The sequence below is a fragment of the Annamia dubia NIES-4383 genome (genome assembly GCF_055394725.1).
In genome coordinates this window covers 3,043,825-3,070,128 of the sequence record NZ_AP025630.1, presented here as the reverse complement: position 1 = coordinate 3,070,128, position 26,304 = coordinate 3,043,825, and the positions used below count along the sequence as shown (strand labels likewise).

Sequence of the window (26,304 nt, the reverse complement as noted above, 5' to 3'; positions counted from 1 at the left end):
ATGCCCTAACTTAGAGGAGCTACATACTTCACCAAAAAATAAGGTGTGTTGAGAAGTTAACACTGCGAGTCTGAGACCTATAGCGGACACCAAATCTCCTCTAAACTTGCATGGTTTCCCCTTTTTATTTAATATATGTTACCAACGGAATTATTAATTTATAAATATGTAGGGGAAACATTGATCCCAAAAAAACTGCCCCGTAATCAAAATTTTATTAAATTAGCACAAGAACAAATCAATTGTTTTAGTCAATGTAAAGGTAAAACGCTGGGTGAATTGAACGAAAAACTATTAGAATTAGAGGGAAATAGTACAGATTATCGAATTAAAAGAGGATTAGCCCACGTTTTAAGAAATACCTTTGCCCGTTTTGAAATAATTAGCCCTTTGAATCCCCCGTTATTAAGAAAAAAAGTATTTAGTCAAGCTTCATTAACTCAACCTATTCCTGATCATCGAAATCAAACTTTAGAATATATTGCTAGTTTATTAAGTAATGAATTAAAAAGGGAAGTTTTAATAGAAGAAATTATCACAGGTTTATATGCAGATTTGCATGAAAATAGAATTTTAACAGAATTTGAAGAACCTACTCCAGAATGTTTAATTGATCGTTATAATTTATCACAAGTACAAGGGATATTTTATCGGGCTAGTAATATTATTATAAATGCCCATCGTAACGATCCCGGAGAATATAAATTACTGTTTAAATATTTAAAATTCTTTCAATTAATTTCCTATATTGAAGGGGATGCGGATACGGGTTTTACTATTACTTTAGATGGGCCTAGTAGCCTATTTAAACCTAGCACCCGTTACGGTTTAGCTTTAGCAAAAATGATCCCTGCTTTACTTCATATTAGTAAGTGGAGTTTAAAATCAAAATTACATATTAAAGATAATTTTACGGGAAAAATTAACACTTTTTCCTTTAGTTTAGATGATAGTTGTGATTTAGTTTCCCACTATATCAAAGGTAAAACTTATGATTCAATGTTAGAAGAATCTTTTGTTAATAGATGGTTAAAAATGAAGACAGAATGGAAGTTAGAAAGAGAGGTTGAACTTGTGCCATTATCAGGCAGTGTAATGATCCCAGATTTTCGTTTAGTACATCCAGATGGGCGCACTTTTTTATTAGAAATAATCGGTTTTTGGCATCCTGAATATTTAAGAAAAAAGTTTTATCAAGTACGCAAAGCTGAGGCTAATAATTTAATTTTAGCTATCTCTGAAAGATTAAATTTAGACAAGGCGGGAGTTAAATTTTCAGACACTAATGCTAAAATTATTTGGTTTACCGAGAGGCTTTCTCCTAAGGCCGTTTTAGATCTATTAGATTAGTTTAAAAAAAGTTTTAAAGTTTTTTTTTAATAATAAATAACAATCAAAAATTAATCATAATAATTAAAAATAGAATTAAGAAGCTTATAATAAATATTAAAATGAAACGAATTTTGGATCGCCACGAACATTTTAAAAATTGATATTTTCGTTGATTTCGCTTATTTTTTTTCTTAGTAGATTTATTTTGAGATTTTACTTTTTGATTAGACTTTTTTCTTTCTTTTAATTCTATCTCTAAAATTTTTCTAGCATCAGCTTTAGCTCGATATTTAAAACCTAATTTTTCTAATATTTGTTTGCGGTAAATTAAAGCTTCTAAATAGTCAGGTTTTAACTGTATTGCCCTTGCAAAATAATCTAAAGATTGTTCTAAATTTCCTTTTTTTACAATTTCAATTCCCAATTGAAAAAAGTATTCAGCCGTACCTTTTTTGATAATAATTTCCGGTGTAATTTTTTTATTTTCTTGTTTTTGCTCAGTGATATAAGCTTTTAAAATTTCATAAGCTTGATTAATTTTTTTAAATTTTTCCTGTGCTTCCTGTAATTTTTTAGGCTCATTAATAAAACGATCTGGATGCCATTTTCTAGCAAGTTGACGATAAGCTTGTTTAATTTCTTGTAAAGAAGCAGTAGGTTTTAAATTTAAAATTTGATAATATTTTTCCATCTTACAGCACTTTGCATAATTAGTTGGTAGAAACAACAATCAGTCAAATCAATTTTCAGTTGTATTGATGAAAATAATTTAACCCCTAAATTAATTCTATTGGACTTTGGACAAAAAGAAATTGGTAGAGGTTAAAATAGAAGATAAAAAAATAGACAAAGTAAAACTAACCTAAAATAATTTTAGGGGAAAAAAGATTAATTAACAGTCGTTTCTAACAGCAATTTAGCTATTTTGTTGACATTTTTGATTCTTTTTTATAACCTGATAACGTGGTCTTTTCACTTGTATTTCACCTTTTTTCCGTCCAGAAGAATAACCACGGGGTTTGGGAAAATTAGAATTGATCTCAATGGTGCTAATAATTCTATAAAAGTCTCTCTGAACAGCACTGGGGGTAATCTTACTCTCACGAAAATTAGGCAAATATTTCTCCCAAGGGCGGGGTAAGCAAACAGCTAAATTCCTTGCATTCCACAATTGAATATAAGCAATTAAAATTAGGTTCATCCAGTTTTCTTCATAACTTGTATGAGAGGTTAAATAGTCGTTCATTAATAATCTTTGTTTGCCAAATCGAAAAAAGTGTTCCAAGTCAAAACGTTGACGATAAGATTGATAAATTTCAAGCAAAGTTAATTCGTTACGGCGTTTACCAATGGCAATTAACCACATTGGTTTCCAAATAGAATTACCTTCTTGATCAGTAACAGTAATTTCCAATAATGTAAAGGGATAATCATGCAATTTATGTTCCTTTGTTCCCTTCATTAACATATTATTCCAACCCTTAATTTTGACATTTAATAATTTACCACGTTTCGTAGTAAAATTAGTTTGAATTAAATCATCAGGGGGATGCCAAGAAGTTGAATCTTTTAAATCAAATTTATCACCATACCAACGTGGATGTCCACTTTTTAACTCAGAAGAATCTTTGACAAAAGGACGAAAAAAAACACGATTACTTTTAACTCTGGTGACAACAAGTCGATCTTGATTAAGAACTTGTTTGCCAATAAAATCTTTTTGACTATAAAGACAATCTACGACAATAACTGATAGAATTATCTTAAATAATAATGAATCTGTCAAAACTTTATTAATCTGTTTATGAGCAACAGAAACATCTTTTTCATCGCTTTTTACTCGTTGAACTGATAAAGGAATTGTCCAAGAAGCATCACAATTAGATATTTTTTCAGGTAAGTAAAAAGCCAAGAATAAGCATGACCAATATTGATGGGTTTATTGCCTTTAATACTGTTAGGTTGATGAATAAACGTTTTATCAGATACAGTAGGAGAAAACTGGCGTGAATTAGGGGTTACATCAATGCCAAATAGATGAAACTTTCGCTGATTATTTTGAGGAATACTCTCTAAAATAATCTTAGATATTTCGGCTTTATTTGTGATTTGTGATTTCTTTTTTCCCGCTTTATTAAAATCAGCAATTGCTCGATAAATACTTTGGTATTTATGTTTAAATAGAGGATTTAAACTTAATTCCACGACTGTTTTAGCATCTTGATTACTACTAAGAGCATCGAGTAAATTCATCAAGGCATCTTTTCTTAAACCAAGACTTTGATATAATCGTTGACGACCTTGAATAAATTGTTCAACTTCTTGGTAATTTTTATTTTTGATTTTCATATTATTTTGAATAATAAACTATCTATTTATTCTAATCTATAGAACAAACTTGTTGAGAAAGAAAGTTTATTATTTGACATTATGCTATTAGACAATATTCAATTTCTCTTAATATAAATATCTTATTTTAATTTTTTCGGTCTGATGTGAGCTTCATTAAATCTAATTTTTTGTCCAAAGTCCAATCAATTGATAATTGACAATTAAGGGGCAACATAGAACAAAACAACTATTGAAAAAGCAGATTAAGTCTAAAATCAGAATTTTGTAGTACCCAACTATGGCCTTTTCAAGATAGAATAAAAAACACAAAATAAGCTTAAAATACTTTTAATCTAAAATTTAACAAGGAGACAAATCTTATGGACTGGCGTGTATTAATTGTTTTAGCACCTCTGGGAATTGCGGCCGGTTGGGCTTTATTTAATATCGGTGCGGCGGCTCTTAATCAATTACAAAAATTTACATCTAAACAACGCTAAAACAGTTTAAAGTGGACAGTAATTAGTGATCAGTTGGGTAATCAACTAATCAGAATTAACTAATTGATCATTAATTACTGGTCAATATCAATTGATCACTAGACAGAATAGTTTAAAGATAATTTTTTAGGATAGGAAGATTAAAGGAGCATTTAAGATGAGTGACCAAAGCCCTTATCAAACTCTCGGCGTAACGGAAACTACCTCTTTTGAGGAAATTCAAGCGGCTAAACAACGATTAAATCAACAATATCAAGGTAATCCACAGGCGATCGCTCAAGTGGATGCGGCTTATGATGCCATTATTATGGATCGTTTAAGATTACGCCAAGAAGGAAAAATTAAAATCCCTGAAACAATCCGCTTTCCCGAAAAACAGTTAACAACTGCTACCCTGCCGAAAATAACTAATTTGAATCAAGCTCCTTCATGGCTACAAAATTTAATTGATCAACCTTCTCAAAAGGATATTTTATTATCAAGTGGTATTTTTCTTAGTTTAATCGTAATTGTCTTTTTTAGTTCCCCTTCATTGCTTTCTCTCTTGTTAACAGGGGGAATTTTTACTAATATTTATCTTTTAAATCGTAAGGAAGGAAAATTTGGAAAAGCTGTTTTAATTAGTTTAATTTCTCTAATTTTAGGAGTCTTATTAGGTTCTACCCTTAGTGTTTTGATACCGGCCATTTCTACAGACAAAATAATGGCAATTTTAAGTTTAATTATGTTAAGTTTAACTAGCAGTTTTTTGAAATAGATTTTCGTTTTTATTCTTTCTTTCAAGGGTTTTCAGGATTAACTATTAGCTAATATTTAAAAACAAAACCTGCGTGGGCAGGTTTTGCTTCTGTAGCAAGGGGTTTAAACCCCTTGTTTCTTTTAACACCTTAGCGCTGAAGTTGTGCCGCCGCTTCTCTGGCCGCTACCGCTTCATCGGGGTGAATACCTAAACGAGTTAAGTTGATCCGTCCTAGTTTGTCAATATCTCTGACTTTAACTAACACTTCATCGCCTACAGCTAACTCATCTTCCACTTTTTCCACACGGCCTTCCGCTAACTGGGAAATATGGATCATCCCCTCTTTACCCGGTAAAACTTCCACAAATGCCCCGATCTGAATAATGCGAGTTACTTTACCCACATACACATCCCCCTCATCTAGTTTACGGGTCATGTTATAAATGAGCATTTTGGCACGTTCAGCCTTACTAGCTTCAAGGGCGGAAATGGTAACAGTTCCATCGTCAGCAATATCCACTTTAGCGCCTGTTTTTTCCGTAATACCCTTAATGGTTTTACCACCTGGCCCGATCACCATCCCGATCTGATCAGGATTAATTTTTAAAGTTAATAAACGGGGCGCGTAGGGAGACATTTCCAAACGAGGACGGGGTAAAGTCTCCAACATTTTTTCTAAAATATGAATCCGAGCAGGTTTAGCCTGATTGATGGCTTGTTCCACCACTTCCATGCTTAAACCCGTGATCTTCATATCCATTTGTAAAGCGGTGATCCCTTCATCCGTTCCGGCCACTTTAAAGTCCATATCGCCGAGGAAGTCTTCAATGCCTTGAATATCGGTTAAAATCCGCACGTCTTCCCCTTCTTTGATTAAACCCATGGCCGCACCACTAACGGGCTTAGAAATGGGTACACCCGCATCCATTAAAGCCAAGGTTGAACCGCAAACCGATCCCATCGAAGTTGAACCGTTAGAAGATAAAACTTCAGATACAACCCTGATCACATAAGGGAAATAATCTTTATGGGGCAACACAGGTAAAATCGCTCTTTCCGCCAAGGCACCATGACCGATTTCCCGTCTTCCGGGGGATCTTAAAGGTTTAGTTTCACCCACCGAGAAGGGAGGGAAGTTATAGTGATGGAGATAGCGTTTTTCGTCTTGGGGATGGAGATCATCACCTAGATCTTGCGCATCTCCCGGAGTGCCTAAAGTCGCAAGGGAGAGAACTTGAGTTAAACCTCGGCGGAATAAACCGCTACCATGTACTCGCCGAGGTAAAATTCCCACTCTGGAAGAAATAGGGCGTACTTGGTCTAATTTTCTGCCATCTACGCGCACACCTTCCTCTAAGATTTGAGAACGCATTAATTTTTTAGTTTGATCCTTGAATAGACCATCTAAGAGGTTAGCATCTTCCGTTACGGCCACTTTAATGGGGTGATCTTCGGCTAAAGTTTCAATTTCTTGAGTTAATTTTTCCGCTTTAATTTGATCTAAAGCCTCATCACGGGCATTTTTATCGAAATCGTATTGAGAAAGAACTTTTTTAATATCTTCTGTAGTGCGATCGCTGATAAATTGGATTAATTCTTGATTAACAGGGGGGGCTTCTTCTTCTACAATTTTTAAACCTAACTCATCTAATAGATCCCGTTGGGCTTTAATCAAATCACAAACCGCCTCATAACCAAAATCAATAGCCTCAATAATATCTTGTTCCGGTAATTGATTAGCACCTGCTTCCACCATCACGATCCCATCAGGGCTACCTGCTACCACTAAGTCAAGATCACCGTCTCTGATTTCTCGATAGGTGGGATTGATGATAAAATCATCTCCCACTAAACCCACTCTGACGGCGGCCATCGGCCCGTAAAAAGGAATCCCTGCCAATAAAACCGCTACGGAAGCACCTGTTACGGCTAAAACGTCTGGGGGAACTTCCTCATCCATAGATAAGGTAGTGGCGACTATCTGCACATCATCCCTTAACCATGAAGGAAAAAGGGGACGTAAAGGGCGATCGATCAAACGACTGGTTAAAACCGCTTTTTCGGGGGGACGACCTTCACGGCGTAAAAATCCTCCCGGAATGCGACCGGCCGCATATAAGCGTTCTTCATAGTCCACAATTAAAGGTAGAAAATCAACCCCTTCTCTACCTTTAGCACGAGTGGCTGTGACTAAAACGGCCGTTTCTCCCGATTGAATTAAAACGGAACCCCCAGCTTGGGGTGCGAGTAAACCTACTTTCAGTCTTATATCCCGTCCGTCAAAAGATATAGACTTATCAAATTCTTGCATCAAATTTTATCCTTAACTACAATCACTTTTTGTTCTGTGGTGATCGTAACATTTTACTGTCTCATTGGTACATTAAAGTTGAAATTCCTACATTTTACTTTACATTTATATTGGTCATTGGTCATTGGTTAGTGGTACAGGCATCTTGCCTGTAAAAAAAAAGACTTAACAGGCAAGATGCCTGTACTACTTTTCACTGATTACTGATTACTGGTCACTGGTCACTGTTATTAAGCCATAATAATTTTAAGGCCATGGTGACAAAGGCGATCGCCGCTAAGGATTTTAATAATTTGACGGGTAAAACTTGGGCAATACTGCCCCCAATAATTACACCGATTAAACTTGCTAAAATTAAAGCTGTAATAGACCCAAAAAAGACCGCTTTAGGGGATTTTGAACTACCACCTAAAGCAATAGCGGCCAATTGACTTTTATCGCCAATTTCCGCTAAAAATACCGTCATAAATGTTAAGCCAAATAGTTGCCAATCCATAGAAATAATTGATAATGAAGAATTGATAATGGAGAATGGATAATTGTCAATTGTTTAAGACATTACATCACCGATTAATAAACCAGAAATAAATAATAATAAAATTGAAACAGCTAAATTTAAAGTTTGAGGGGATAATTTTTTCGCTAACCAATAACCAATTAAAACCCCTAATAAACTGGTACTAATTAAAGCTAAGGCCGCCCCTCCAAACACGATCCAAGGAGACTGAGACTGGGCGCTCATTAATAAAGTAGCCAATTGAGTTTTATCACCCATTTCTGCTAAAAAAATAGTGATAAAAGTTGAACTGAAAACAGTCCAGATACTCCATTTTTTTTGATTTAAAGTTTCTGAAGAATTATTTTTCACTGTTGATTGATCCTCGATCGTAGATTTACTTAACATTTTATTCATTTTGTTTTCATTTTATTTTCATTATATCAAAGATGATCACAAAAAAAATAGGGACTGAAAATTTTTCAGCCCCCTCTCCTTATCAAAAAATAAGCAGAGACGATCACAAATCTCTCTGCATTTAATCTCATTTTAATACACAAATTGAGATTAGTATAAACCTTCTTCTTGATGAGTTAAGATGGTACAATCAGAAGTGGGATAAGCAATACAAGTTAAAACATAACCTGCTTCGATTTGATCATCATCTAAGAAAGACTGCTCTTCTTGATTGACGGTACCGGAAACAATTTTACCAGCACAAGTAGAACAAGCACCTGCACGGCAGGAGTAAGGAAGATCAAGACCTTTTTCTTCTGCTATATCAAGAATAAACTCATCATCGGGTACTTCGATGGTGGCGTTAATTCCTTCATTTTCGTTGATAAGAGTAACTTTATAGGTTGCCATGTTAATTCCTTTTTTCGTTAAACAACAGATTTAAACTGTCAGATGGATTAAACTAATAATTTTTATATTGATCCGTGATCAGTTCTTCTTTTGATATTAAAGGATTGTTTACAATAATTGCTAGTAGCATTAGTAATGAAATTAAATTATTCAGTTTTAATAAGTTATTCTTATCAGTTGACAATAGACAATCAACAATCGAGAATTGACAATTAATCAGGTTTTAAACATACTATAGAAAATCATAATTCTTAATTATTAAGAATAATTCGCTCCGATCAAAAAATAAGCAGAGACGATCACAAATCTCCCTGCATTTAATCTCATTTTAATACACAAATTGAGATTAGTATAATTCTTCTTCTTGATGAGTTAAGATTGTACAATCAGATCTGGGATAAGCAACACAAGTTAAAACATAACCTGCTTCGATTTGATCATCATCTAAGAAAGATTGCTCAGATTGATCAACTTTACCACTAACAATTTTACCAGCACAAGTAGAACAAGCACCTGCACGGCAGGAGTAAGGAAGATCAAGACCTTGTTCTTCTGCTATGTCAAGAATAAACTCATCATCGGGTACTTCGATGGTGGTGTTAATTCCTTCACTTTCGTTGACAAGGGTAACTTTATAAGTTGCCATGTTTTATTCCTCTTCTCAAGTTAAACAACAGATTTAAACTGTCAGATGGATTAAACTAATAATTTTGATATTGATCCGTGATCAGTTCTTTTTTTGATATTAAAGGATTATTTACGGTAATTGCTAGTAGCATTAGTAATGAAATTAAATTATTGACTTTTAATAAGTTATTCTTATCAGTTGACAATGGACAATCAACAATAGAAAATTGACAATTGATGAGGTTAAAAATCCACCCTTGAAGGGTCAATTGTTTATGATTGAACAACAGTGATACCAATTAAAACTGCGATTATTGGCACGGGCTATAGTGCGAAAAAACGGGCTGAAGCTTTACTCAAAGACTCTCGTTGTCTGCTTGTCTCGGCGGCGGGGCATACTTGTGAGCGTACGGAAATTTTTTGTCAAGAATTTGGCATAAAATCTTCACTTTCATGGATAGATTTAGTTAATGATCCTCAGATTGATTTAATTTTTATTTGCACTATTAATCAACTTCATTATCCGATCGCCCTTTCTGCTCTGAAAAACGGGAAAAATGTAGTAGTTGAATATCCCCTTGCCCTTGATCCCACTGGTGCAGAAGAATTAATTAATTTGGCTTATTTTCAACAAAAATTACTTCATGTGGAACATATTGAGCTATTAGGCGGTCTTCATCAGGCCATCGCCCAAAATATAGATCAGTTAGGGCGGATTTTTTATGCCCGTTATGTTACTTTTGCTCCCCAAAAACCTGCCCCCCGTAACTGGAAATATCATTATGAAAGTTTTGGTCATCCCCTGATCGCCGCCTTATCTCGCATTCAACGTTTAACCGCCTTATTTGGAGATGTGCAACAAGTTACGGGCAAAACTCGCTATTGGCCAACGGAAGATCCCAATTATTTTCAAGCTTGTTTAGCCCAAGCCCAATTAACTTTTAAAAATGATTTAATTGGAGAAGTTATTTATGGTAAAGGGGAAATTTTCAGTCAAAGAGAACGCATTTTTGAAGTCTATGGAGACGAGGGAAAACTAACTTTTAATCATGAAAAAGGTTTATTAATTAAATCAGGGCAAGAAAAAGAAATTAAGATTACTTCCCGTTACGGTTTATTTGAAAAAGATACCCGTTTAATCTTAGATTATTTAACCGAGGGAAAACCTTTATATATTACACCTGAACAAAGTTTATCTGCTTTAAAAATTGCCTATTGTGCTAGTATTTAAAAATACTTTTAATTGTTTAATTAATAGAACTCTTGGGGAAGTATCTATTAAAAGACTGTGGAATTACTACCGCCTTTTAATAGATTAAACTTGTTTGCCAAAGGGCTTTTTTATGTTAATTGATTAATCAATTGATCTAAGGTTTGAGCGGGTTCTAAACAGGATAAACCTTGACAAACCATCCCAATATAATTATTAGAAAAATTGTTAACAACTTGATAAACTGTAGTGGGAAAATATTGACTATTTAAACTATCTATTATGTCTAAATTAGTCTTAACAACTTTACCATTTTGATATAAATTTAAGGCACTGACTAAAGTTGGACAACCTTGGGGAGATTGTTCCATAAAATGACTAAAAACTTTTAAACCTTGTTCAGTTTTTCTTAAATATTCTTGATTTTCTGTTGATAAAAATAGTCGCATTAAATTACTTAAAGCAATTCCATTCGGGGAAGGGGTTGCATTATCAATATAATTTCTTTCTTTAATTAATAATTGCTCTTTTTCATCAGAACCATTATTAAAATATCCCCCCATTTCAATTGACCAAAAATATTGATCAAATTGTTCTTGAATTTTAATGGCTTGATTTAACCAATTTTGATTTTTAGGGTTGGCAAAATGTAAATCTAATAAAGATTTAATTAAAAAAGCATAGTCTTCTGATTGGGCTAAAACTGTTACTTTTCCATCGTAATTTAAGCGATATAAACGCTCATTTATAAATTGATTATTTAAAATGAAATTAATCGCTTGTTCTGCTATTTCTAAATAGGATTTTTCTTTGAAAACACCATAAGCTCTAGCCAATCCAGAAATCATTAAACTATTCCATGAAACGATCATTTTTGTATCAGTAACAGGGGGGATTCTTCCTTGCCAATTAATGGTTTTAGCTTCTTGATTATTTCTAGCGCGGGGAAAGGTTTTAAGATTAGTTGAACTCTCACCATAACGCTTAATAAATAATTTTTCTAATATCTGTTCAATTTCCTCTGAAAATTGCTGATTTTGTGTTCTTTGTAAGACTATTTTCCCCTCAAAATTACCTTGGGGATTAATCATAAATTCTTCTTTTAATAAAAATAATTCTTCTGGTTTTAAGATGTTTTCTAATTGTTCATATTCCCAGATATAAAATGCGCCTTCTTCTGGCTCTTTTTCTTCTGAATTAACAAAATTATCTGCATCTTGAGCGGCATAAAAGTATCCTTCTGAGGCTCTCATTTCCCTACTTAACCACTGAATTGTTCCGGCGATCGCCCTTTCAAAAGCAGGAATTTTAAGGCCGGAACTCCATAAATTACTTAAATATTCAACAATTTGACCGTTATCATAAAGCATTTTTTCAAAATGGGGAACAGTCCAAGTGGCATCAACTGTATAGCGATGAAAACCGCCTCCCACATGATCATAAATGCCCCCTAAAGCCAGATCTAAACCTCGTTGTTGAGTTAATTTTTGTGCTTGATTGGAATCATAATTTTCTTTTAAATTTTGAAAGATTAAAGGATTTAATTTTGTTCCCTGTAAAGCAAGTTGAGAATATGGGATCATGGGAAAACAAGGGCGGCCGGTGGGATGTGGGCGAATAATATTTGTATTGATAACAATGGAACTATATAATAATTCTGGATCGTTTAAATTTTGATTATTACTATCATAAATTGGCAATAAAGTAGATTGTTGTAAATGGCTTAAGATTTCGTTTTTAAAAGTAGTTAATTTTTCCGTTTCTTGTTCATAAAAACGCTTTAAAGATTGTAATAATTGTAAAAATCCGGGTTTACCATAACGGGGTTCAATGGGAAAATAAGTACCACCATAAAAAGGAATATGATCTACTGGATCAAGAAAGATATTAAGAGGCCATCCCCCTTGCCCTGTCATCATTTGAAGGGATTGCATATAAATACTATCAAGGTCTGGACGTTCTTCTCGATCGACTTTAATTGCTACAAAATTTTGATTGAGATAATCAGCGATTTGATCATCAGAAAAAGCTTCATTTTCCATTACTGTACACCAGTGACAACTGGAATAACCAATTGATAAAAAAATTGGCTTATTTTCCGTTTTAGCAATGTTTAAAGCTTCCTCACACCAATACCACCAGTTAATCGGGTTATGGGCGTGTTTTCTAAGATATAAACTTTGGGATTTTTCTAAATGATTTGCCATTTTAAGTAATAGGTAATAAGTAATAGGTAATAAATAATAAATAAGAATTGAGAAATGACCAATGACCAGTAACAAATGACTAATTATCTAATTTTGGTAAATGAATTTCTAATGTTAAACAATTACGACCATCTACTTGCAAATTATATTCTACCTTATCTATTAAACGATTAATAATTAACCAACCGTATCCTCCTAATTGTCGATCGCAGGGATCGGGGGGATTATAATTAGAAATATCATAACCCTGCCCATAATCCCAAATTTCTAAACAAATATGATTATTTTCTATTTCTAAACGCAATAAAACCGGAAGATCGGGTTTTTCTTTATGGGCGTGACGTACCACATTAGAAAAAGCTTCCGCCAAAGCTAATTTAATTCTATTAGATAATTGTTCCCAATTGTTAGGATTTTCCAGTTCAATTTTAACAGTGTTGAGTATCCAATTTTCAACAACTTCTCGAAATTTTAAATCACTAGGAATATGAAGTTCTGTTTTCATTTTTTTTGAAGAAATAATAAAAAAGTTAATAGAAAGTCAAGGGTTATTTAAAAGTAGAAGATTCAAAATAAGAAAAATGATTTAACTTTTTGCATCTTAAGAGGGTTTTGATCTTAATTTATCAATTATCAATTGATAACACCTCCAAAGAAACAATTGTTTGATCATCTTCTTGAGTTTGATTCGTAATTTGATGGAATTTTTCAAGAATACAATCTAATTCAAAAGATGAATTTTCTTGGGTAATTAAATGCCATAATCCTTCTTGATTTAACATTCCATTATTTTGCGTAAAATCCTGATGATTAATTTTATTTTCAAGTAAAGTTGCTTCAGTAATACCATCACTTGTTAATAATAAAATATCACCTGAATTTAATTGCATTTTGCCAATTTTTCCCCTCCAATTTGGTAAAATTCCCACCGGAATACCACGATCTTTTAAATATTGGGGGGTAAAAGTTACCGTGTTTTTTTCCTTTAATTCTTGACGTAATTTATGATGAGACCATACCATCGGATAAATATGTCCTGCATTGACATAAACTAAGTTTTTAGTATTAGGATTATAACGGGCAATAACCATCGTAATAAAACAATTACTACTGAATAAATCATCGGCCATTGCTTTATTCAAATTGGTTAAAATATTTTCCGGATCAGGTGAATTTTCTTGCACTAATTCTCGTCTTAAAATTGATAAAGCACTAGCCATAAATAAGGCGGCCGGAACGCCTTTTCCTGACACATCTCCTAATGCAATCCAAACATCTCCTTGGGGATGTTTATATACTTCAAAAAAATCTCCCCCCACCTGTCTAGCCGGACAACATTTTGCCTGTACTTTTACTTTACCTAATTGTTCCCAAGTTTGACGTAATAAATTATATTGTATTTGTCTAGCCACATCTAATTCAGCGCTCATTTTCTGGGCTTGTTGCTGAATTTGTTGATAAAGTTTGGCTTGGGAAATTGCTAAAGCGGCCTGTTCAGAAACCGCTTCTAAAAGTTGAATTTCTGAGGTACTCCAAGGATTTTCTTTACCTTGATGATAAAGATATAAAATTGCTAAAATTTGTTTTTGAAAAACAATCGGTAAAGCCAATTGAATACAGGTATTATCATTATTTGATTCTTGAACGATTTTTAATTCCCCCGTTTCTAAAATAATTTTCATTAAGGGATCATGTCTGGGATAAAGTTCGCTTATTTCTTCTATATTTTCCGGTTGATCTTGTGTTGAATAATTAGCATAATAACGATAAATACTATTAGTAATTTGTTGTTCTTCAACACTTTTTAAAACACCATAGGTAGCCTCAAAATTTTTACCAATTGTTTCTACAATTGTTTGAAGCATATTGTCATAATCAAGAGATTCCCTAATCGTAGTTGTAATAATATTAAAAAGTTCTTCTCTTTTTAAAGATCTACGCAATTCATCCGTTCTTTTTTTTAATACAATATAAGTATCTTTAGCCTGATCAACGACAGATTTTAAATGCTCAGGATTCCACGGTTTACTAATATATTTAAAGACTTTTCCTGAATTTATCGCATCAACTAAATCCTCCACATCGGTATAACCCGTTAATAAAATTCTAATGGTTTCAGGATAACGATCGACTGTTTTACTCAGAAACTCTGTGCCATTCATCAAAGGCATTCTTTGATCGGAAATAATAATAGCCATTTCTCCCTCATTTTCAAGGGTATTTAAGGCACTAAGCGCCCCATCGGCTTTAAATACTCTAAATTCCCGCCGAAAAGTCCGATATAGTAAATCAAGGTTGTCAGGCTCATCATCTACTACCATTAATTTTAATTTTTTTTGTCCTGACTGCCCCATATAATACCTCCATAAAACATAATTTAATCTGAATAATTTACGATTTAAAACGACATAATTTTTAAATAATTTTTAACTATTATTGTCTTTTGTTTGATGATTATTGAAAATAATAAAAAGTTTTAGTTTAATTATCATCATCTTTAAGGGCAGGTGTAAGAATTACATTTTTATTTATGTTATCATAATATGTGATTCATGATTAATAAAAAGATTATTTTTTATTTTAAGATTGATTAATTTTTTGTGCAAATCTTAATTTTGCACTACGAGATCGGGGATTATTTTGTTGTTCTTCTTCAGTGGCAATAATTGGTTTTTTTGTAATCACTTTTAACTGTTCACAATTACGAAAAAAATGTTTAACAATTCGATCTTCTAAAGAGTGAAAACTAATAATGCCAATCATACCATCATCTAATAATAAATTAGGAAGATGATTTAAAAAATCTTCTAAGGATTTTAATTCTTGATTAACGGCAATTCTTAACGCTTGAAAAATTCTTGTAGCCGGATGTATTCGTCCAAATCTTGCCTTTGGAGGTACAGAATTTTTGATTAAATTAGCTAATTCTAAAGTAGTATAAAGTGGGCGTTTTTCACAGATTAATCTAGCAAATTTACGGGAAAATCTTTCCTCTCCATAATGATAGAAAATATCAGCTAATTCTTTTTCTTTCCAATGATTAATAATCTCTTTAGCCGTTAATTTTTGACCTTGATCCATGCGCATATCTAAGGGGGCATCCTGTTGAAAACTAAAGCCTCGATCTTGGGTATCTAACTGATGGGAACTTACGCCTAAATCAGCAATAATACCATTAAATTTTAAATTTTGGGGTTGATATTGGGCGAAATTGGTATAAACAAAATTGACTCGATTTTCACCATATTTAATTAATTTTTCTTTGGCCGCATTTAAAGCATTTTGATCCCGATCTAAAGCGGTTAATTTAACATCAGGAAAAGTGGACAAAATTAAATCACTATGGCCGCCACCGCCCACTGTAGCATCTAAATAATGACCATTGGGGATAATATTTAGGCCTGTAATTAATTCTTGACTTAAGACGGAAATATGATGAAAGTTGTTTGTATTTTGGTTCATGTTTGAATGATTAAATTAAGTTTAAATTGATGAATTAAATTTTACTAATTTTTCCCAATTAATTTTGCCATTATCACAAAATTCTTGAGATAATTCTAAGGTAAATTTATTAATAATTTGGCTATAAGCTTCTAAAAATTCCTCATTTTTTTGTGTAGCTTGATGGCCAAGAGGTTCGATTATTTCTAAATAAAGTTGGGAATTTCCTGAGATTAATTCCCAAAATCTTTGTCCACATAATTTTAAATAATCACCTTTATCATATTTATTTTCTCTCCCATAACAACAACCATTAACAGCTATAATTTTTTTATTTTTGAATTGTTTATTTTTCTTTAAAATTCTTTTAGCTTGAATAAAATTATCTTTCATCTTTTTAATTTGACTGCTATTTGCCCAATTAGGGCCAGATTTAATTTCCACAACATAAATAATATTATCTTTTTCAAATTCTAAGTCTATACCGATTAATTTTGATTTAAAACCACCATAAACTTTACTACAAATAAAAATAGCTAAACCTTCTAAAAAATCCCCAAACATAGTTTCTTCTTGGGATTGTAAAAAAGCATCTAATAAATTTTTAACTAAATCTTGTGTCGTTAAAATATTTTTAGCTTTAAAAAGATAAATATTTTTTCTTTTTAGAATTTCGGTTAACTTAATATTTTCTAAAGCGATTAATCTTTTTTGATGAAAATTGGTAATATTTTCTTCAACGTATTGAATAATATCTGTTAAATTAATTTGATTCATGGCTTAATAATTCTAATAAAGGAAGTTGATAATTTAATTGATTAATTGATTCTTTGGCAAGGTTATAATATTCGGGTAAAATTTCAATGCCGATCACATTTCTATTCATTTGTTTAGCAACAACGGCAGTTGTTCCTGAACCTAAAAATGGATCTAAAACTGTATCACCTTCTAAGGTAAATAAATTAATAAACCATTCAGGCAAACTACTAGGAAAAGCCGCACTATGTTGTTTATTATTACATTCAGTTGCTAAATGTAAAACATTAGTTGGATAAACAAATTCTCGCCCTACCCAGTTAGAAATATTTTTGCCAAAACCACTACCATTTTTAGCGGTATCTCTAATTTGATCAGTTTCACTTAAGTTTTTTAAGCGAGTTTTTGCCCAATCTCCCACAGGTATTTTAACAGCATCTTGATACATTTTAAATTGTTTATTTTTATTAAATTGTAATAGTCTTTCCCAAGCATCTCGAAAACGATTAGGCCATTTTCCGGGATAACAATTTTTTTTATGCCAAATAAATTCTTCTGTCCATAACCAACCTTGTTTTTTCATCTCTAAAATTAATTCGATCACATAAGTATGTCTTTCGCCATGAAGGGCTTTTTCCTTAATATTTAAAATAAAAGTTCCTTCTGGTTTAAGTACCCGTAATAATTGTTTAGAAATAGGTAAAAACCAGTCAACATAATCATTAGGATGAACACCGCCATAAGTGTTTTTTCTACTATCAGCATAAGGGGGAGATGTGATAATTAAATCAATGGAATTATCAGCAATATTTTTTAATTCTTCTCGACAATCTCCTAAAATTAAAGTATCTTTATTATTCATGTAATTTAATTAATTTATGTTAGGTTCTTGAACATTATAACATTAATAGGTCTAATATTAAATTTTAAGCTTGTTTACCACTTTCACCTTTCATAATAGCAGAACCAATTAAATGTGCTAAACGTAAAGCTTCAGGAACATGACCCCGATCTGTTAAAATATTTAAGACTTTTCCTATTAATTGGGGTTCTTCTCCTTTTACTTGAAAATAAAAAGGATCATGATGATAGATTTCTCCGGCTTTTTTCATAATTTCTAATTTTTTTTCTCCCCCATTTATACGACTTAATGCGTGTTCGATCGCTGTGAAATTTGGATATTTTCTCATCACAGAGACACAGGGTAATTTAATATTTTGAGATAGTAAAGGTAGATCAATCACGTTAAAACCACCAAAACATAAACCATCTAATAAAACTAAATGAAGTTGGGGGAAAAACTTACTATTTAATAATAGTTGAATTAAAGTTTCGGTGGCATTCCAACCATCAACATCCACCTGTGACCATAACATTCCTTCAAAACGAGTATTAGCACAAATTATTCCGGCAATATTAACAGGATTTTCTTGTTTTCTAGTAAAAGGTGTATCATCAAAACCGATCACTCTAATGGTTTTATGTTGTTCAATTAAATCGGCTAATTTCATAAGAATAAATATTAATATTTTCTGGTTAAATAATTAATTATAATTAAAGATGTCATTATGCTACAAAAAAGAAGTCTGCATAGGCAGACTTTGTTTATCTAGCCCTACCCTTTAGGGTTTGGGTTGATCAATTTTAATTAATTTATCTCAAAAATAACCTCTAAAAATAATTGTCAAACATGATAATAATTAATGATAATTGACAATTGACAGCAAACAATTGATAATAAAAGATACAACTTAAGAACTAATTGCAATAATTACAAATTACGAAAACCTTAACAATGGTACATATTTCTAAAATCGAACTTTCTCATTTTAAATCCTTTGGCGGTACTACTGCTGTGCCGTTTCGCCCCGGTTTTACGGTGGTTTCTGGCCCTAATGGATCGGGAAAGTCTAACATTTTAGATGCTTTGTTATTTTGTTTGGGTTTGGCTAGTTCTAAGGGCATGAGGGCGGAAAGACTGCCCGATCTGATTAATCACAATCAAAGTCAAACGGGGCGCACGGCGGAAACGAGGGTTTCTGTTACTTTTGATTTGTCTGATCTTGAGGAAATGGTCATTGATAATTTTGTTGACTCTGATCCCTCTGAAAATTTAGAAGAATCTAACCATAATCAGGAAACTGAGGAAAAATTTACCCTCTCCCGTAGTGCGGAATGGACTGTTACTAGAAAGTTACGAGTGACGAAGGGGGGCAGTTATTCTTCTACTTTTTATATTAATGATAGTCCCTGCACAGCGACAGAATTACATGAACAATTAAGACGTTTAAGAGTTTATCCAGAGGGTTATAATGTGGTTTTACAGGGTGATGTAACCAGTATTATCAGTATGAATAGTAAAGAAAGGAGAGAAATTATTGATGAATTGGCAGGAGTTGCTGAGTTTGATCGCAAAATTGAACAAACTAAAGTTACTTTAGAGTCAGTTAAGCAAAGGGAGGAGCGTTGTCAAATTATTGAACAGGAATTAACTAATAATTTAGAAAAATTGGCTACTGATAGAATTAAAGCAGAAAAATATCAAAAGTTAAAGGCTATTGTTTTAGAAAAACAACAATGGGAATTAGTGTTAAAGTTGCATTTTTTACAATATCAGCAACAACAGTTAATTTTAAAAATGGAAGGGGATGAACAGGAAAAAGTTAGGTTACAAGAAGGCTTAAAATTATTAGATGAACAGATTAAACATAAACATTTAGAGTTAGATGAATTAAATAATAAAATTAAGGCTTTAGGAGAGGATGAACAGTTATCCGTTGCCTCAACTTTAGCCAGTCAAAAAGCGAAAAAACATCAATTAGAACAACGTCAACATGAGTTGAATGAGACTTTACAACATCATTTAAGTTTAATTGCTAAAACTGAACAAGAATTAACCCAACGTCAAGCAGAATTAAGTCAAATTCAACAAGAAAAGACGGTTTTAGAAACTGAAACTTTACCCTTTTTATTAGGGCAAAAACAACAGACTCAAGAGGTTTTAACTACCATTAGGGATCAAGCCGACTCCATCGCCGAAGCTTCCGAAGCATGGGTACAAGAACAAAGTGCTTTAACTCGTCAAATTTCCAATTTACAACAAACATTTAACCCCCTTTGCACTGAACAGGCACAACTTCAAGAAAGAAGGGAACAATTACAGTCTTTAGTGGAAAAAGAGGCTTTACAATTACAAGATATTCAGTCAGAAATTAAGGAAAAACAAGAAGAAATTACTTTATTTTCTAACCTCAAAGAAGGTACAGAAAAAAAAGTACAGGAGTTAAGCCAAGCCTTGACAGAAGCCGAACAAGAATATAATTTACAAAAGGATACTCAAGAGCGTTTATTAAGAGAACAAAGGGAAAAACAACGTCAATTAGATCAATTAGAGGCGGCCGCCCATGCCCAAAAAGAGGCACAGGGTACTTATGCCAGTCAACTCATTTTAAATGCTAATTTAGAGGGTGTTTATGGCCTCGTGGCTCAGTTAGGACAGGTAGATCAAAAATACCAGTTGGCCTTAGAAGTGGCGGCGGGTAGTCGTTTAGGGCAGATCGTAGTGGAAACAGATGAAGTGGCGGCGATCGCCATTGATATTTTAAAAAGAAAAAAAGGAGGTAGGGCGACTTTTTTACCTCTTAATAAAATTAGATTTCAGCCCCTACAAAAAGATTTAATTCCGAAATATACCAGAGGTTTTATAGATTTTGCCGTTAATTTAATTGAATGTGACGAGCGTTACAGCAAAATTTTTAATTATGTCTTTGGCTCAACTGTTGTCTTTGAAAACTTAAATGATGCGCGTAGCCACTTAGGAAAAGCCCGTTTAGTCACCTTAGATGGTGAACTATTAGAAAGTAGTGGAGCTATTACCGGAGGCAGTATTAGCAAAAATTCTGGCTTACATTTTGGGACGGTTTCAACGGAAGAATCTGAAGAAATGAAGGGTTTAAAGTTCAGATTGCAAGAGATAGGCGAAATTTTATCTTACTGTGACCACATCATAACAGAAAAATTACAGCGTGTCAATAACTTAAAAAATCAATTAACAGAAACTAGACAGGAACAAAGGGAAAATCAATTGCGTTTAGAGCAGTTGGAAAAAGATTTAAAGAGATTATTAGATCAGGAAAAATTGGCTTCACAATTACAACAACATCAAGAGGAGTTAGAACGCGCCCAATTGCGTTTAACTGAACTTAATCAAATTATTCCTCACATGGGGCAACAGCTACAACAATTACAACAAAAATTAGCTGATTTAGAGGCTTCCCAAAGTCATCATGAATGGCAAGAAATTCAAAAATTAATTAAGGTACAAGAGGCCAAACTACAGGAAAAAGAAATTAGTTTGCGTACCGCCCAAGAGAAGTTAAAAACATTAGAAAATCAAGTAATTCGCCTACAGGAAAAAATTAATGATGGAAATGAGGGTTTAACTACTTTAGAACGGCAAAAATTGACCGATCAAAATAATTTAAAAGTTGTGGCCGAAGAATTAACAAAAGTTGATCTGAAAATTACGGAAACTAATCAACTTTTAGAGGCTTTATCTGTTAAATTAAAAACCGTTAAAGAAGAAAGAAATAATTTAGAAAATGAGTTAAAAGAATTACAAAATCAACATCAAAGACAGATTTGGAATATTCAGAAATTAGAGGAAACTAAAGAAGAAAGACAGGCACAATTAGCCCATTTAGATGTGGAAATTAAATTACAGGAAAGTGATCTCCCCGATCCCCTGCCTGAAGTGCCAATGTTAGAGGAAATTTCTCAACAGGAATTATCGAAAGAATTATATGAAGAAAAATTAGAAGAATTACAAAGGGAAATTCGCAAAGGTCAGAAGAAATTAGAAGCATTAGAACCCGTTAATATGTTAGCATTAGAAGAATATAATAAAACTGAAGAAAGATTGACCGAATTAAGGGAAAAATTAAATACTTTAGTCGGGGAAAGAACTGAGTTATTATTAAGGGTAGAACGCTTTACTACTTTACGTTTTAAGGCTTTTAAAGAAGCTTTTGATGCGGTCAATGAAAACTTTAAAACTATCTTTGCTACCCTGTCAGAAGGTGATGGTTATTTAGACTTAGATAACAAAGAAAATCCCTTTGAAGGGGGCTTAAATTTAGTGGCACATCCTAAAGGAAAACCTGTACAAAGATTAAGTTCAATGTCAGGAGGAGAGAAGTCTTTAACGGCTTTAAGTTTCATTTTTTCCCTGCAAAGATACCGCCCTTCTCCCTTTTATGCTTTCGATGAAGTGGATATGTTTCTTGATGGTGCAAATGTGGAAAGATTATCTAAAATGATCAAACAACAGGCACAACAAGCGCAGTTTATTGTGGTTAGTTTAAGACGACCAATGATCGAGGCTTCGGAAAGAACAATTGGGGTAACTCAAGCAAGGGGGGCTTATACTCAAGTTTTAGGTATTCAGTTATAATTAATAATTGATAATTAAAAGTAAATTATAAGCTTTGAAATAAATCATTTAAAAAATTTTTTCCGGCTATTTCTAAATCATGATCTAAATTAAATGTTAAACTTCTAACATTAATATTTCCTGCCCAACAATTGAAAGATTTAGTTAAAGTTTGGGGATAAATTAAAACCCCATTTTGACAGTTTTTTTGGGTAGCATAACTAACAATTTGATGAAAGTCATTATGATTAAATTCTGTTTTATATTTAGTATCTAAAATATAACAAGTTTGATTAGTTTCTTTCTCATAAATAACCAGATCAATTTTAAATTTTAAATCATCATTAATTTTGATTTCTTCTTGCTGTTTTAATTTAAAATTATGGGGTAAATTTTGCTTTAACCATTGGGCAATAAATTTTTCATAAAGTTGAGCCATATTAACTAAAAATGGTAATGTTTGATCATCTCCCTGATGATGACTAGGGGTAAGATGTGCCAAGAAAAAATAACAAATAAAGTGCATATTTTGATAATCTTGATTTAAACGATTATATTTTTGATTAAGACATTGTTGGGCTTTAATTGGTGTTAAACTAATGGAATGTTGTAAAGCATGATAGGCTTTTCTAATCAAAGAATTAACTTGATGATTAAACATTTTACTACGCATTAAACAGTTTAATGTCCATAATAAAATTTGATTTTCTTCTATATCATTAGTTTGTTGTTGATAGTGACAATTTAATTTTATTTGATAGGGTTTTTGACTTAATTTTTTAAGATTAATTTTCCCTTTAATTTTTGTTAATTGATTTTCTTGATTAAGATAGGTGGAATATAAACCTTTTTTCGTGCGATTAATAATTTTTTCCGTTAAGGAAATGGCAAGATGATCACATAGATCCGTTAAACTTTCACAGTTAGCTATGCCATCTAAAAATTGAAAACTTTTTAAATTGATGGTATAATTTAACATAGAAAATAAATTTTGAATAGAAACTTTAGGATTAATTTTAATGGCAAGTTCTGAATTTAAAGGCAAAAAACCTACCCAACCTTGAGAAGTTAAAGCTATTTGATCTTTTCCATTTTTTCTAATAATATTTAATTTAATTTTATCATCATATTTTCTGGCTTGAATTAAATCAATAATTCCATCTTGACGAGCAATTTCTTTAGTTTGATATTCTGTTAATTTTATTATTTTCATTGTTAATATTTAATTTATATTTTTAGTATTACAAATTTAACCTCAGCCCCTACCCCTCTCCTTAGTAGGGAGAGGAATAGGGGCTTATTTTTAAAATTTAATTCTATCTTTAATATTTTGCCAAGAAAAATCTTTAACTTTATCCAGATTATCAAAGAAATATTCTTCTAAATAGGGTTCAATTTCCATCATCCAAATATCTTCTATATTTTCTTTTAATTCTTTAGTTAAAAAGAAGGAAATACCTAATTGATAATGGGGATCATTAATGGTTTTATTTAACTCTTTTAATACTTTAATTAAATCATCAATTTTAAGTTTAGTCTGTTGTTGATGATAGGTTTTTAAAATGTCATAATTAGGCTTAAGGGTAATAAAGGAAAAGCGTCTACGGAGGGCATGATCTACCAGTGCGATCGAGCGATCGGCGGTGTTCATTGTACCAATAATTACAACATTTTTCGGAATAGAAAAATCATCATTACTTCCCGATAATTTAATATTTTGCTCTCGATATTCTAATAAATACATTAATTCCCCAAAAATTGAGGCTAAATTTCCCCGATTAATTTCATCTATAATTAAAACACATTTTCCTTCAGATTGTTTAGCCTTTTCACAAAATTCTAAAAAACGGCCTTTAATCATTTTATATTCTAAAGTTCCATTGTTAGAAATTGGTCTAATTCCCTGTATAAAATCCTCATAACTATAACTAGGATGAAATTGTACTAATTCATAAAATCCATCATTATTACTGATTAAATATTTAGCTAAATGTTGAGCTAAAAAAGTTTTTCCAGTCCCCGGAGAACCCTGTAAAATTATTTGTTTTTTGCGTTCAATTGCTTTAAGAATAGGGTTTATTTTATCCTCTTTTAAATAGGTATCTTGATATAAATTTTCAAGGGTATATTCAGGATTAATTGTTTTGATTTCTGGTTCAATTTCTTCTAAATTTATCTCTTTTAAATTTGTACAATTATCTAAACTTTCTAAATATTGATCAATTTTGGGAATAGGATCATCATAAATAGTAATTAAAACTAAAGGAAATAAATTCTGATAAATATTTAAAATATAATCACTCAATTCTGTTTGAGAATAATTTAATACTTTCTCATAAGGAAGAATAACCACTAAATGAAGATCTTCTTCTGTAATATTGTTTAACCAACTTTCTAAAGTTACATTTTTTTTACTAATAACTTCCTGATTTTCATTAATATAATAATTATCACGATTACCTAAATATATATTATTATCAATAGCATAAATATCATTCATTAATTTGATTATATAATCTTGATTATTTTGACAAAAATTAATAAATTTAGTTCTTTTGTCATTTCCATCTTTACCGATATAAAAACCAAATTCACAAGATTCTTTATTTAAAAATAAAAATAAGTGAGCATCTTCTGTACTTTTCCCATTGTTAGGATAAAAAGCCCCCCACATAAAAGTTTCTGTATGAATATTATTAAGAATGGGAGAAAAAAATTGTGTTTCTATTTCCATTAAATTAGTAATTTCTAATGGAAGTTGAGATGCCATATAATTAAATAGAGTTTTAAACGGAATTTCTACATATAGTTTAAATTCTTCTTTATAATTAAGATAAAATTCTTGAGTCTGATTTTGATGTAATTTTTCTAATAATGCAAAAGTGTTATCGCTGAAATAATATTTTTCATTCAAATCATCAATTATATTACAAAACATTCCTGTAGATAACTCAGAGAAAGTAAATTTTTTAATTTTTACTAACCAAAAACAAAATATATAGAAATTATCTTCTATTTTTAAATCTGCTAAATTTAAATAAGATTCTTTTAAAATATTTTTTAAACTTTCAATTAATTGAAAACCTGTATAATTAATTATGGCATAATTTGTTAATTTAAGGCTATATTTTTTGAATTTTTTGCTATAATTGCCATTATAACTAGGAGAAATATGACCAGTAAAATAATTAATTAAATTATCACAACAATAATTGATTAACCTTCTTGACGTAGAATCAACTAATAAAAATTTATCAGGATGTAAGGCATTTAATATTGGGCTTAAAATTCCTATGTTAAAACTTTTAGTATAGGAGACTTCTAAGAAATCTTGACAATTTTCCACTAATAATTGAGGCCTGTTATAGCACTTGTTAATAAATCTAAAAATTTCTTCAGCAATTAAATTCCAATCAATTGGTTTTGTTCTTCCAAATTGTATTCTCACATCTGTAGATAAAGCAGGAGCAATATGTATCCAAGCACCACGCTTTTTATTTTCTTCAGTATTAGTATAAGGCAATAATTTTAATAAGACTAAATCTGTAATATCCTCTTTATTTTTTAAAGCATTAATTACAGTTTCAAAATTTATTTTTCCTTGTTTTCTTTGCTCATTATAAGCAGATAAATGTCTTAATCCGTTTGGAGTTAATAAATAAGAATTAATAAACTCTTGAAATAACATTGCAAATTCTTGTTTTTTTTCTTCAGTAATAATCATATTAGAAATAAATTTATTTAAAATCAATTTTTATCATTCAAAAATAGTTTTTAAAGAAAAAACTTTAATTTTCTGAACACTGGCTTTTCATACCATTCACCTCTAATTTTTTGTTGCCAAGTGGCGGTTAAAGTTTAGGCTTTTCAAAATATTAACTCCGTTAATTTTAACATTTAAAGGCGATCATATTCAAAAAGTTCTCAGGCTGGTAAAAGGAAAATCTAAATTTATGCTTTTACCTTTTAAATAAAGAGAACCTTAAAATATTTGGGTTGGGTGGGAAATTTTTGCTAAAATTAATCAAATAAGTTAGTCTTTGGTTATTCGATCAA

20 protein-coding genes and 1 pseudogene are annotated in these 26,304 nt (G+C 31.6%); 5 read left to right on the top strand and 16 right to left on the bottom strand.

Annotation, left to right across the window (positions count from 1 at the left end; genetic code table 11):
• Positions 1 to 135: 135 nt before the first annotated feature.
• Complete coding sequence (locus Anndu_RS13815; RefSeq protein ID WP_464101764.1) at positions 136 to 1,350, top strand: DUF790 family protein; 1,215 nt, start codon at positions 136 to 138, stop codon at positions 1,348 to 1,350.
• 43 nt (positions 1,351 to 1,393) lie between these two features.
• Here Anndu_RS13815 and Anndu_RS13810 read toward each other — a convergent pair whose 3' ends face one another.
• Positions 1,394 to 2,023 (bottom strand): J domain-containing protein, encoded by a 630-nt coding sequence (locus Anndu_RS13810; RefSeq protein WP_464101763.1) that lies wholly within the window; start codon positions 2,021 to 2,023, stop codon positions 1,394 to 1,396.
• Positions 2,024 to 2,248: 225 nt separating this feature from the next.
• Positions 2,249 to 3,681: pseudogene (locus tag Anndu_RS13805) on the bottom strand (NF041680 family putative transposase).
• A gap of 362 nt (positions 3,682 to 4,043) precedes the next feature.
• Here Anndu_RS13805 and Anndu_RS13800 point away from each other — a divergent pair.
• Together Anndu_RS13800 and Anndu_RS13795 are read left to right on the top strand one after the other, a co-directional pair.
• Positions 4,044 to 4,163 carry a photosystem II protein Y gene (locus Anndu_RS13800; RefSeq protein WP_464101762.1) on the top strand — a complete coding sequence of 40 codons (120 nt, stop codon included), beginning with the start codon at positions 4,044 to 4,046 and terminating at the stop codon, positions 4,161 to 4,163.
• Positions 4,164 to 4,320: 157 nt separating this feature from the next.
• Positions 4,321 to 4,920, top strand: coding sequence for a CPP1-like family protein (locus Anndu_RS13795; RefSeq protein WP_464101761.1), 600 nt, complete (start codon positions 4,321 to 4,323; stop codon positions 4,918 to 4,920).
• 130 nt (positions 4,921 to 5,050) lie between these two features.
• Here Anndu_RS13795 and Anndu_RS13790 read toward each other — a convergent pair whose 3' ends face one another.
• The 5 genes from Anndu_RS13790 to Anndu_RS13770 all read right to left on the bottom strand — a co-directional run bounded on the left by Anndu_RS13790 (position 5,051) and on the right by Anndu_RS13770 (position 9,222).
• Positions 5,051 to 7,213, bottom strand: coding sequence for a polyribonucleotide nucleotidyltransferase (locus tag Anndu_RS13790; RefSeq protein ID WP_464101760.1), 2,163 nt, complete (start codon positions 7,211 to 7,213; stop codon positions 5,051 to 5,053).
• A gap of 214 nt (positions 7,214 to 7,427) precedes the next feature.
• Positions 7,428 to 7,709 (bottom strand): TMEM165/GDT1 family protein, encoded by a 282-nt coding sequence (locus Anndu_RS13785; protein ID WP_464101759.1) that lies wholly within the window; start codon positions 7,707 to 7,709, stop codon positions 7,428 to 7,430.
• Between the two features lie 54 nt (positions 7,710 to 7,763).
• Positions 7,764 to 8,126, bottom strand: coding sequence for a TMEM165/GDT1 family protein (locus Anndu_RS13780; protein ID WP_464101758.1), 363 nt, complete (start codon positions 8,124 to 8,126; stop codon positions 7,764 to 7,766).
• 150 nt (positions 8,127 to 8,276) lie between these two features.
• Positions 8,277 to 8,576 carry a ferredoxin gene (locus tag Anndu_RS13775; RefSeq protein ID WP_464101757.1) on the bottom strand — a complete coding sequence of 100 codons (300 nt, stop codon included), beginning with the start codon at positions 8,574 to 8,576 and terminating at the stop codon, positions 8,277 to 8,279.
• A 346-nt stretch (positions 8,577 to 8,922) separates the two neighbouring features.
• Positions 8,923 to 9,222 carry a ferredoxin gene (locus Anndu_RS13770; RefSeq protein WP_464101756.1) on the bottom strand — a complete coding sequence of 100 codons (300 nt, stop codon included), beginning with the start codon at positions 9,220 to 9,222 and terminating at the stop codon, positions 8,923 to 8,925.
• 270 nt (positions 9,223 to 9,492) lie between these two features.
• On the opposite strand from Anndu_RS13770, the gene Anndu_RS13765 reads away from it, so the two are divergent.
• On the top strand, positions 9,493 to 10,434 hold the full coding sequence (locus Anndu_RS13765) for a Gfo/Idh/MocA family protein (protein ID WP_464101755.1): 942 nt from the start codon (positions 9,493 to 9,495) through the stop codon (positions 10,432 to 10,434).
• A 110-nt stretch (positions 10,435 to 10,544) separates the two neighbouring features.
• On the opposite strand, the gene Anndu_RS13760 is transcribed toward Anndu_RS13765, so the two are convergent.
• The 7 genes from Anndu_RS13760 to Anndu_RS13730 form a co-directional block, all read right to left on the bottom strand.
• Positions 10,545 to 12,620 (bottom strand): thioredoxin domain-containing protein, encoded by a 2,076-nt coding sequence (locus tag Anndu_RS13760; protein WP_464101754.1) that lies wholly within the window; start codon positions 12,618 to 12,620, stop codon positions 10,545 to 10,547.
• A gap of 79 nt (positions 12,621 to 12,699) precedes the next feature.
• The gene (locus tag Anndu_RS13755; protein WP_464101753.1) at positions 12,700 to 13,125 is read right to left on the bottom strand and encodes an ATP-binding protein; all 426 of its coding nucleotides are present in this window, start codon (positions 13,123 to 13,125) and stop codon (positions 12,700 to 12,702) included.
• A gap of 121 nt (positions 13,126 to 13,246) precedes the next feature.
• Positions 13,247 to 14,974 carry a SpoIIE family protein phosphatase gene (locus Anndu_RS13750; protein ID WP_464101752.1) on the bottom strand — a complete coding sequence of 576 codons (1,728 nt, stop codon included), beginning with the start codon at positions 14,972 to 14,974 and terminating at the stop codon, positions 13,247 to 13,249.
• Between the two features lie 226 nt (positions 14,975 to 15,200).
• On the bottom strand, positions 15,201 to 16,082 hold the full coding sequence (gene rsmH, locus Anndu_RS13745; protein ID WP_464101751.1) for a 16S rRNA (cytosine(1402)-N(4))-methyltransferase RsmH: 882 nt from the start codon (positions 16,080 to 16,082) through the stop codon (positions 15,201 to 15,203).
• 21 nt (positions 16,083 to 16,103) lie between these two features.
• Positions 16,104 to 16,838 (bottom strand): PmeII family type II restriction endonuclease, encoded by a 735-nt coding sequence (locus tag Anndu_RS13740; RefSeq protein WP_464101750.1) that lies wholly within the window; start codon positions 16,836 to 16,838, stop codon positions 16,104 to 16,106.
• Positions 16,825 to 17,679: a DNA-methyltransferase gene (locus Anndu_RS13735; RefSeq protein ID WP_464101749.1), complete on the bottom strand. Its 855-nt coding sequence runs from the start codon at positions 17,677 to 17,679 to the stop codon at positions 16,825 to 16,827. Before Anndu_RS13735 ends, Anndu_RS13740 begins: the two co-directional genes overlap by 14 nt.
• Before the next feature lie 64 nt (positions 17,680 to 17,743).
• Positions 17,744 to 18,328 (bottom strand): endonuclease dU, encoded by a 585-nt coding sequence (locus tag Anndu_RS13730; RefSeq protein ID WP_464101748.1) that lies wholly within the window; start codon positions 18,326 to 18,328, stop codon positions 17,744 to 17,746.
• Between the two features lie 284 nt (positions 18,329 to 18,612).
• On the opposite strand from Anndu_RS13730, the gene smc reads away from it, so the two are divergent.
• Positions 18,613 to 22,269: a chromosome segregation protein SMC gene (gene smc, locus Anndu_RS13725; protein ID WP_464101747.1), complete on the top strand. Its 3,657-nt coding sequence runs from the start codon at positions 18,613 to 18,615 to the stop codon at positions 22,267 to 22,269.
• Positions 22,270 to 22,294: 25 nt separating this feature from the next.
• On the opposite strand, the gene Anndu_RS13720 is transcribed toward smc, so the two are convergent.
• Both Anndu_RS13720 and Anndu_RS13715 read right to left on the bottom strand, forming a co-directional pair.
• On the bottom strand, positions 22,295 to 23,461 hold the full coding sequence (locus Anndu_RS13720; RefSeq protein ID WP_464101746.1) for an McrC family protein: 1,167 nt from the start codon (positions 23,459 to 23,461) through the stop codon (positions 22,295 to 22,297).
• Positions 23,462 to 23,551: 90 nt separating this feature from the next.
• Positions 23,552 to 25,972, bottom strand: coding sequence for an McrB family protein (locus Anndu_RS13715; RefSeq protein ID WP_464101745.1), 2,421 nt, complete (start codon positions 25,970 to 25,972; stop codon positions 23,552 to 23,554).
• Positions 25,973 to 26,304: the final 332 nt, after the last annotated feature.

Bases quoted from the DNA above. Each gene is read 5' to 3' on its own strand.
- Anndu_RS13815 (WP_464101764.1), top strand. From the start codon at position 136: ATGTTACCAACGGAATTATTAATTTATAAATATGTAGGGGAAACATTG.
- Anndu_RS13810 (WP_464101763.1), bottom strand. From the start codon at position 2,023: ATGGAAAAATATTATCAAATTTTAAATTTAAAACCTACTGCTTCTTTA.
- Anndu_RS13800 (WP_464101762.1), top strand. From the start codon at position 4,044: ATGGACTGGCGTGTATTAATTGTTTTAGCACCTCTGGGAATTGCGGCC.
- Anndu_RS13795 (WP_464101761.1), top strand. From the start codon at position 4,321: ATGAGTGACCAAAGCCCTTATCAAACTCTCGGCGTAACGGAAACTACC.
- Anndu_RS13790 (WP_464101760.1), bottom strand. From the start codon at position 7,213: ATGCAAGAATTTGATAAGTCTATATCTTTTGACGGACGGGATATAAGA.
- Anndu_RS13785 (WP_464101759.1), bottom strand. From the start codon at position 7,709: ATGGATTGGCAACTATTTGGCTTAACATTTATGACGGTATTTTTAGCG.
- Anndu_RS13780 (WP_464101758.1), bottom strand. From the start codon at position 8,126: ATGAATAAAATGTTAAGTAAATCTACGATCGAGGATCAATCAACAGTG.
- Anndu_RS13775 (WP_464101757.1), bottom strand. From the start codon at position 8,576: ATGGCAACCTATAAAGTTACTCTTATCAACGAAAATGAAGGAATTAAC.
- Anndu_RS13770 (WP_464101756.1), bottom strand. From the start codon at position 9,222: ATGGCAACTTATAAAGTTACCCTTGTCAACGAAAGTGAAGGAATTAAC.
- Anndu_RS13760 (WP_464101754.1), bottom strand. From the start codon at position 12,620: ATGGCAAATCATTTAGAAAAATCCCAAAGTTTATATCTTAGAAAACAC.
- Anndu_RS13755 (WP_464101753.1), bottom strand. From the start codon at position 13,125: ATGAAAACAGAACTTCATATTCCTAGTGATTTAAAATTTCGAGAAGTT.
- Anndu_RS13750 (WP_464101752.1), bottom strand. From the start codon at position 14,974: ATGGGGCAGTCAGGACAAAAAAAATTAAAATTAATGGTAGTAGATGAT.
- rsmH (WP_464101751.1), bottom strand. From the start codon at position 16,082: ATGAACCAAAATACAAACAACTTTCATCATATTTCCGTCTTAAGTCAA.
- Anndu_RS13740 (WP_464101750.1), bottom strand. From the start codon at position 16,838: ATGAATCAAATTAATTTAACAGATATTATTCAATACGTTGAAGAAAAT.
- Anndu_RS13735 (WP_464101749.1), bottom strand. From the start codon at position 17,679: ATGAATAATAAAGATACTTTAATTTTAGGAGATTGTCGAGAAGAATTA.
- Anndu_RS13730 (WP_464101748.1), bottom strand. From the start codon at position 18,328: ATGAAATTAGCCGATTTAATTGAACAACATAAAACCATTAGAGTGATC.
- smc (WP_464101747.1), top strand. From the start codon at position 18,613: ATGGTACATATTTCTAAAATCGAACTTTCTCATTTTAAATCCTTTGGC.
- Anndu_RS13720 (WP_464101746.1), bottom strand. From the start codon at position 23,461: ATGAAAATAATAAAATTAACAGAATATCAAACTAAAGAAATTGCTCGT.
- Anndu_RS13715 (WP_464101745.1), bottom strand. From the start codon at position 25,972: ATGATTATTACTGAAGAAAAAAAACAAGAATTTGCAATGTTATTTCAA.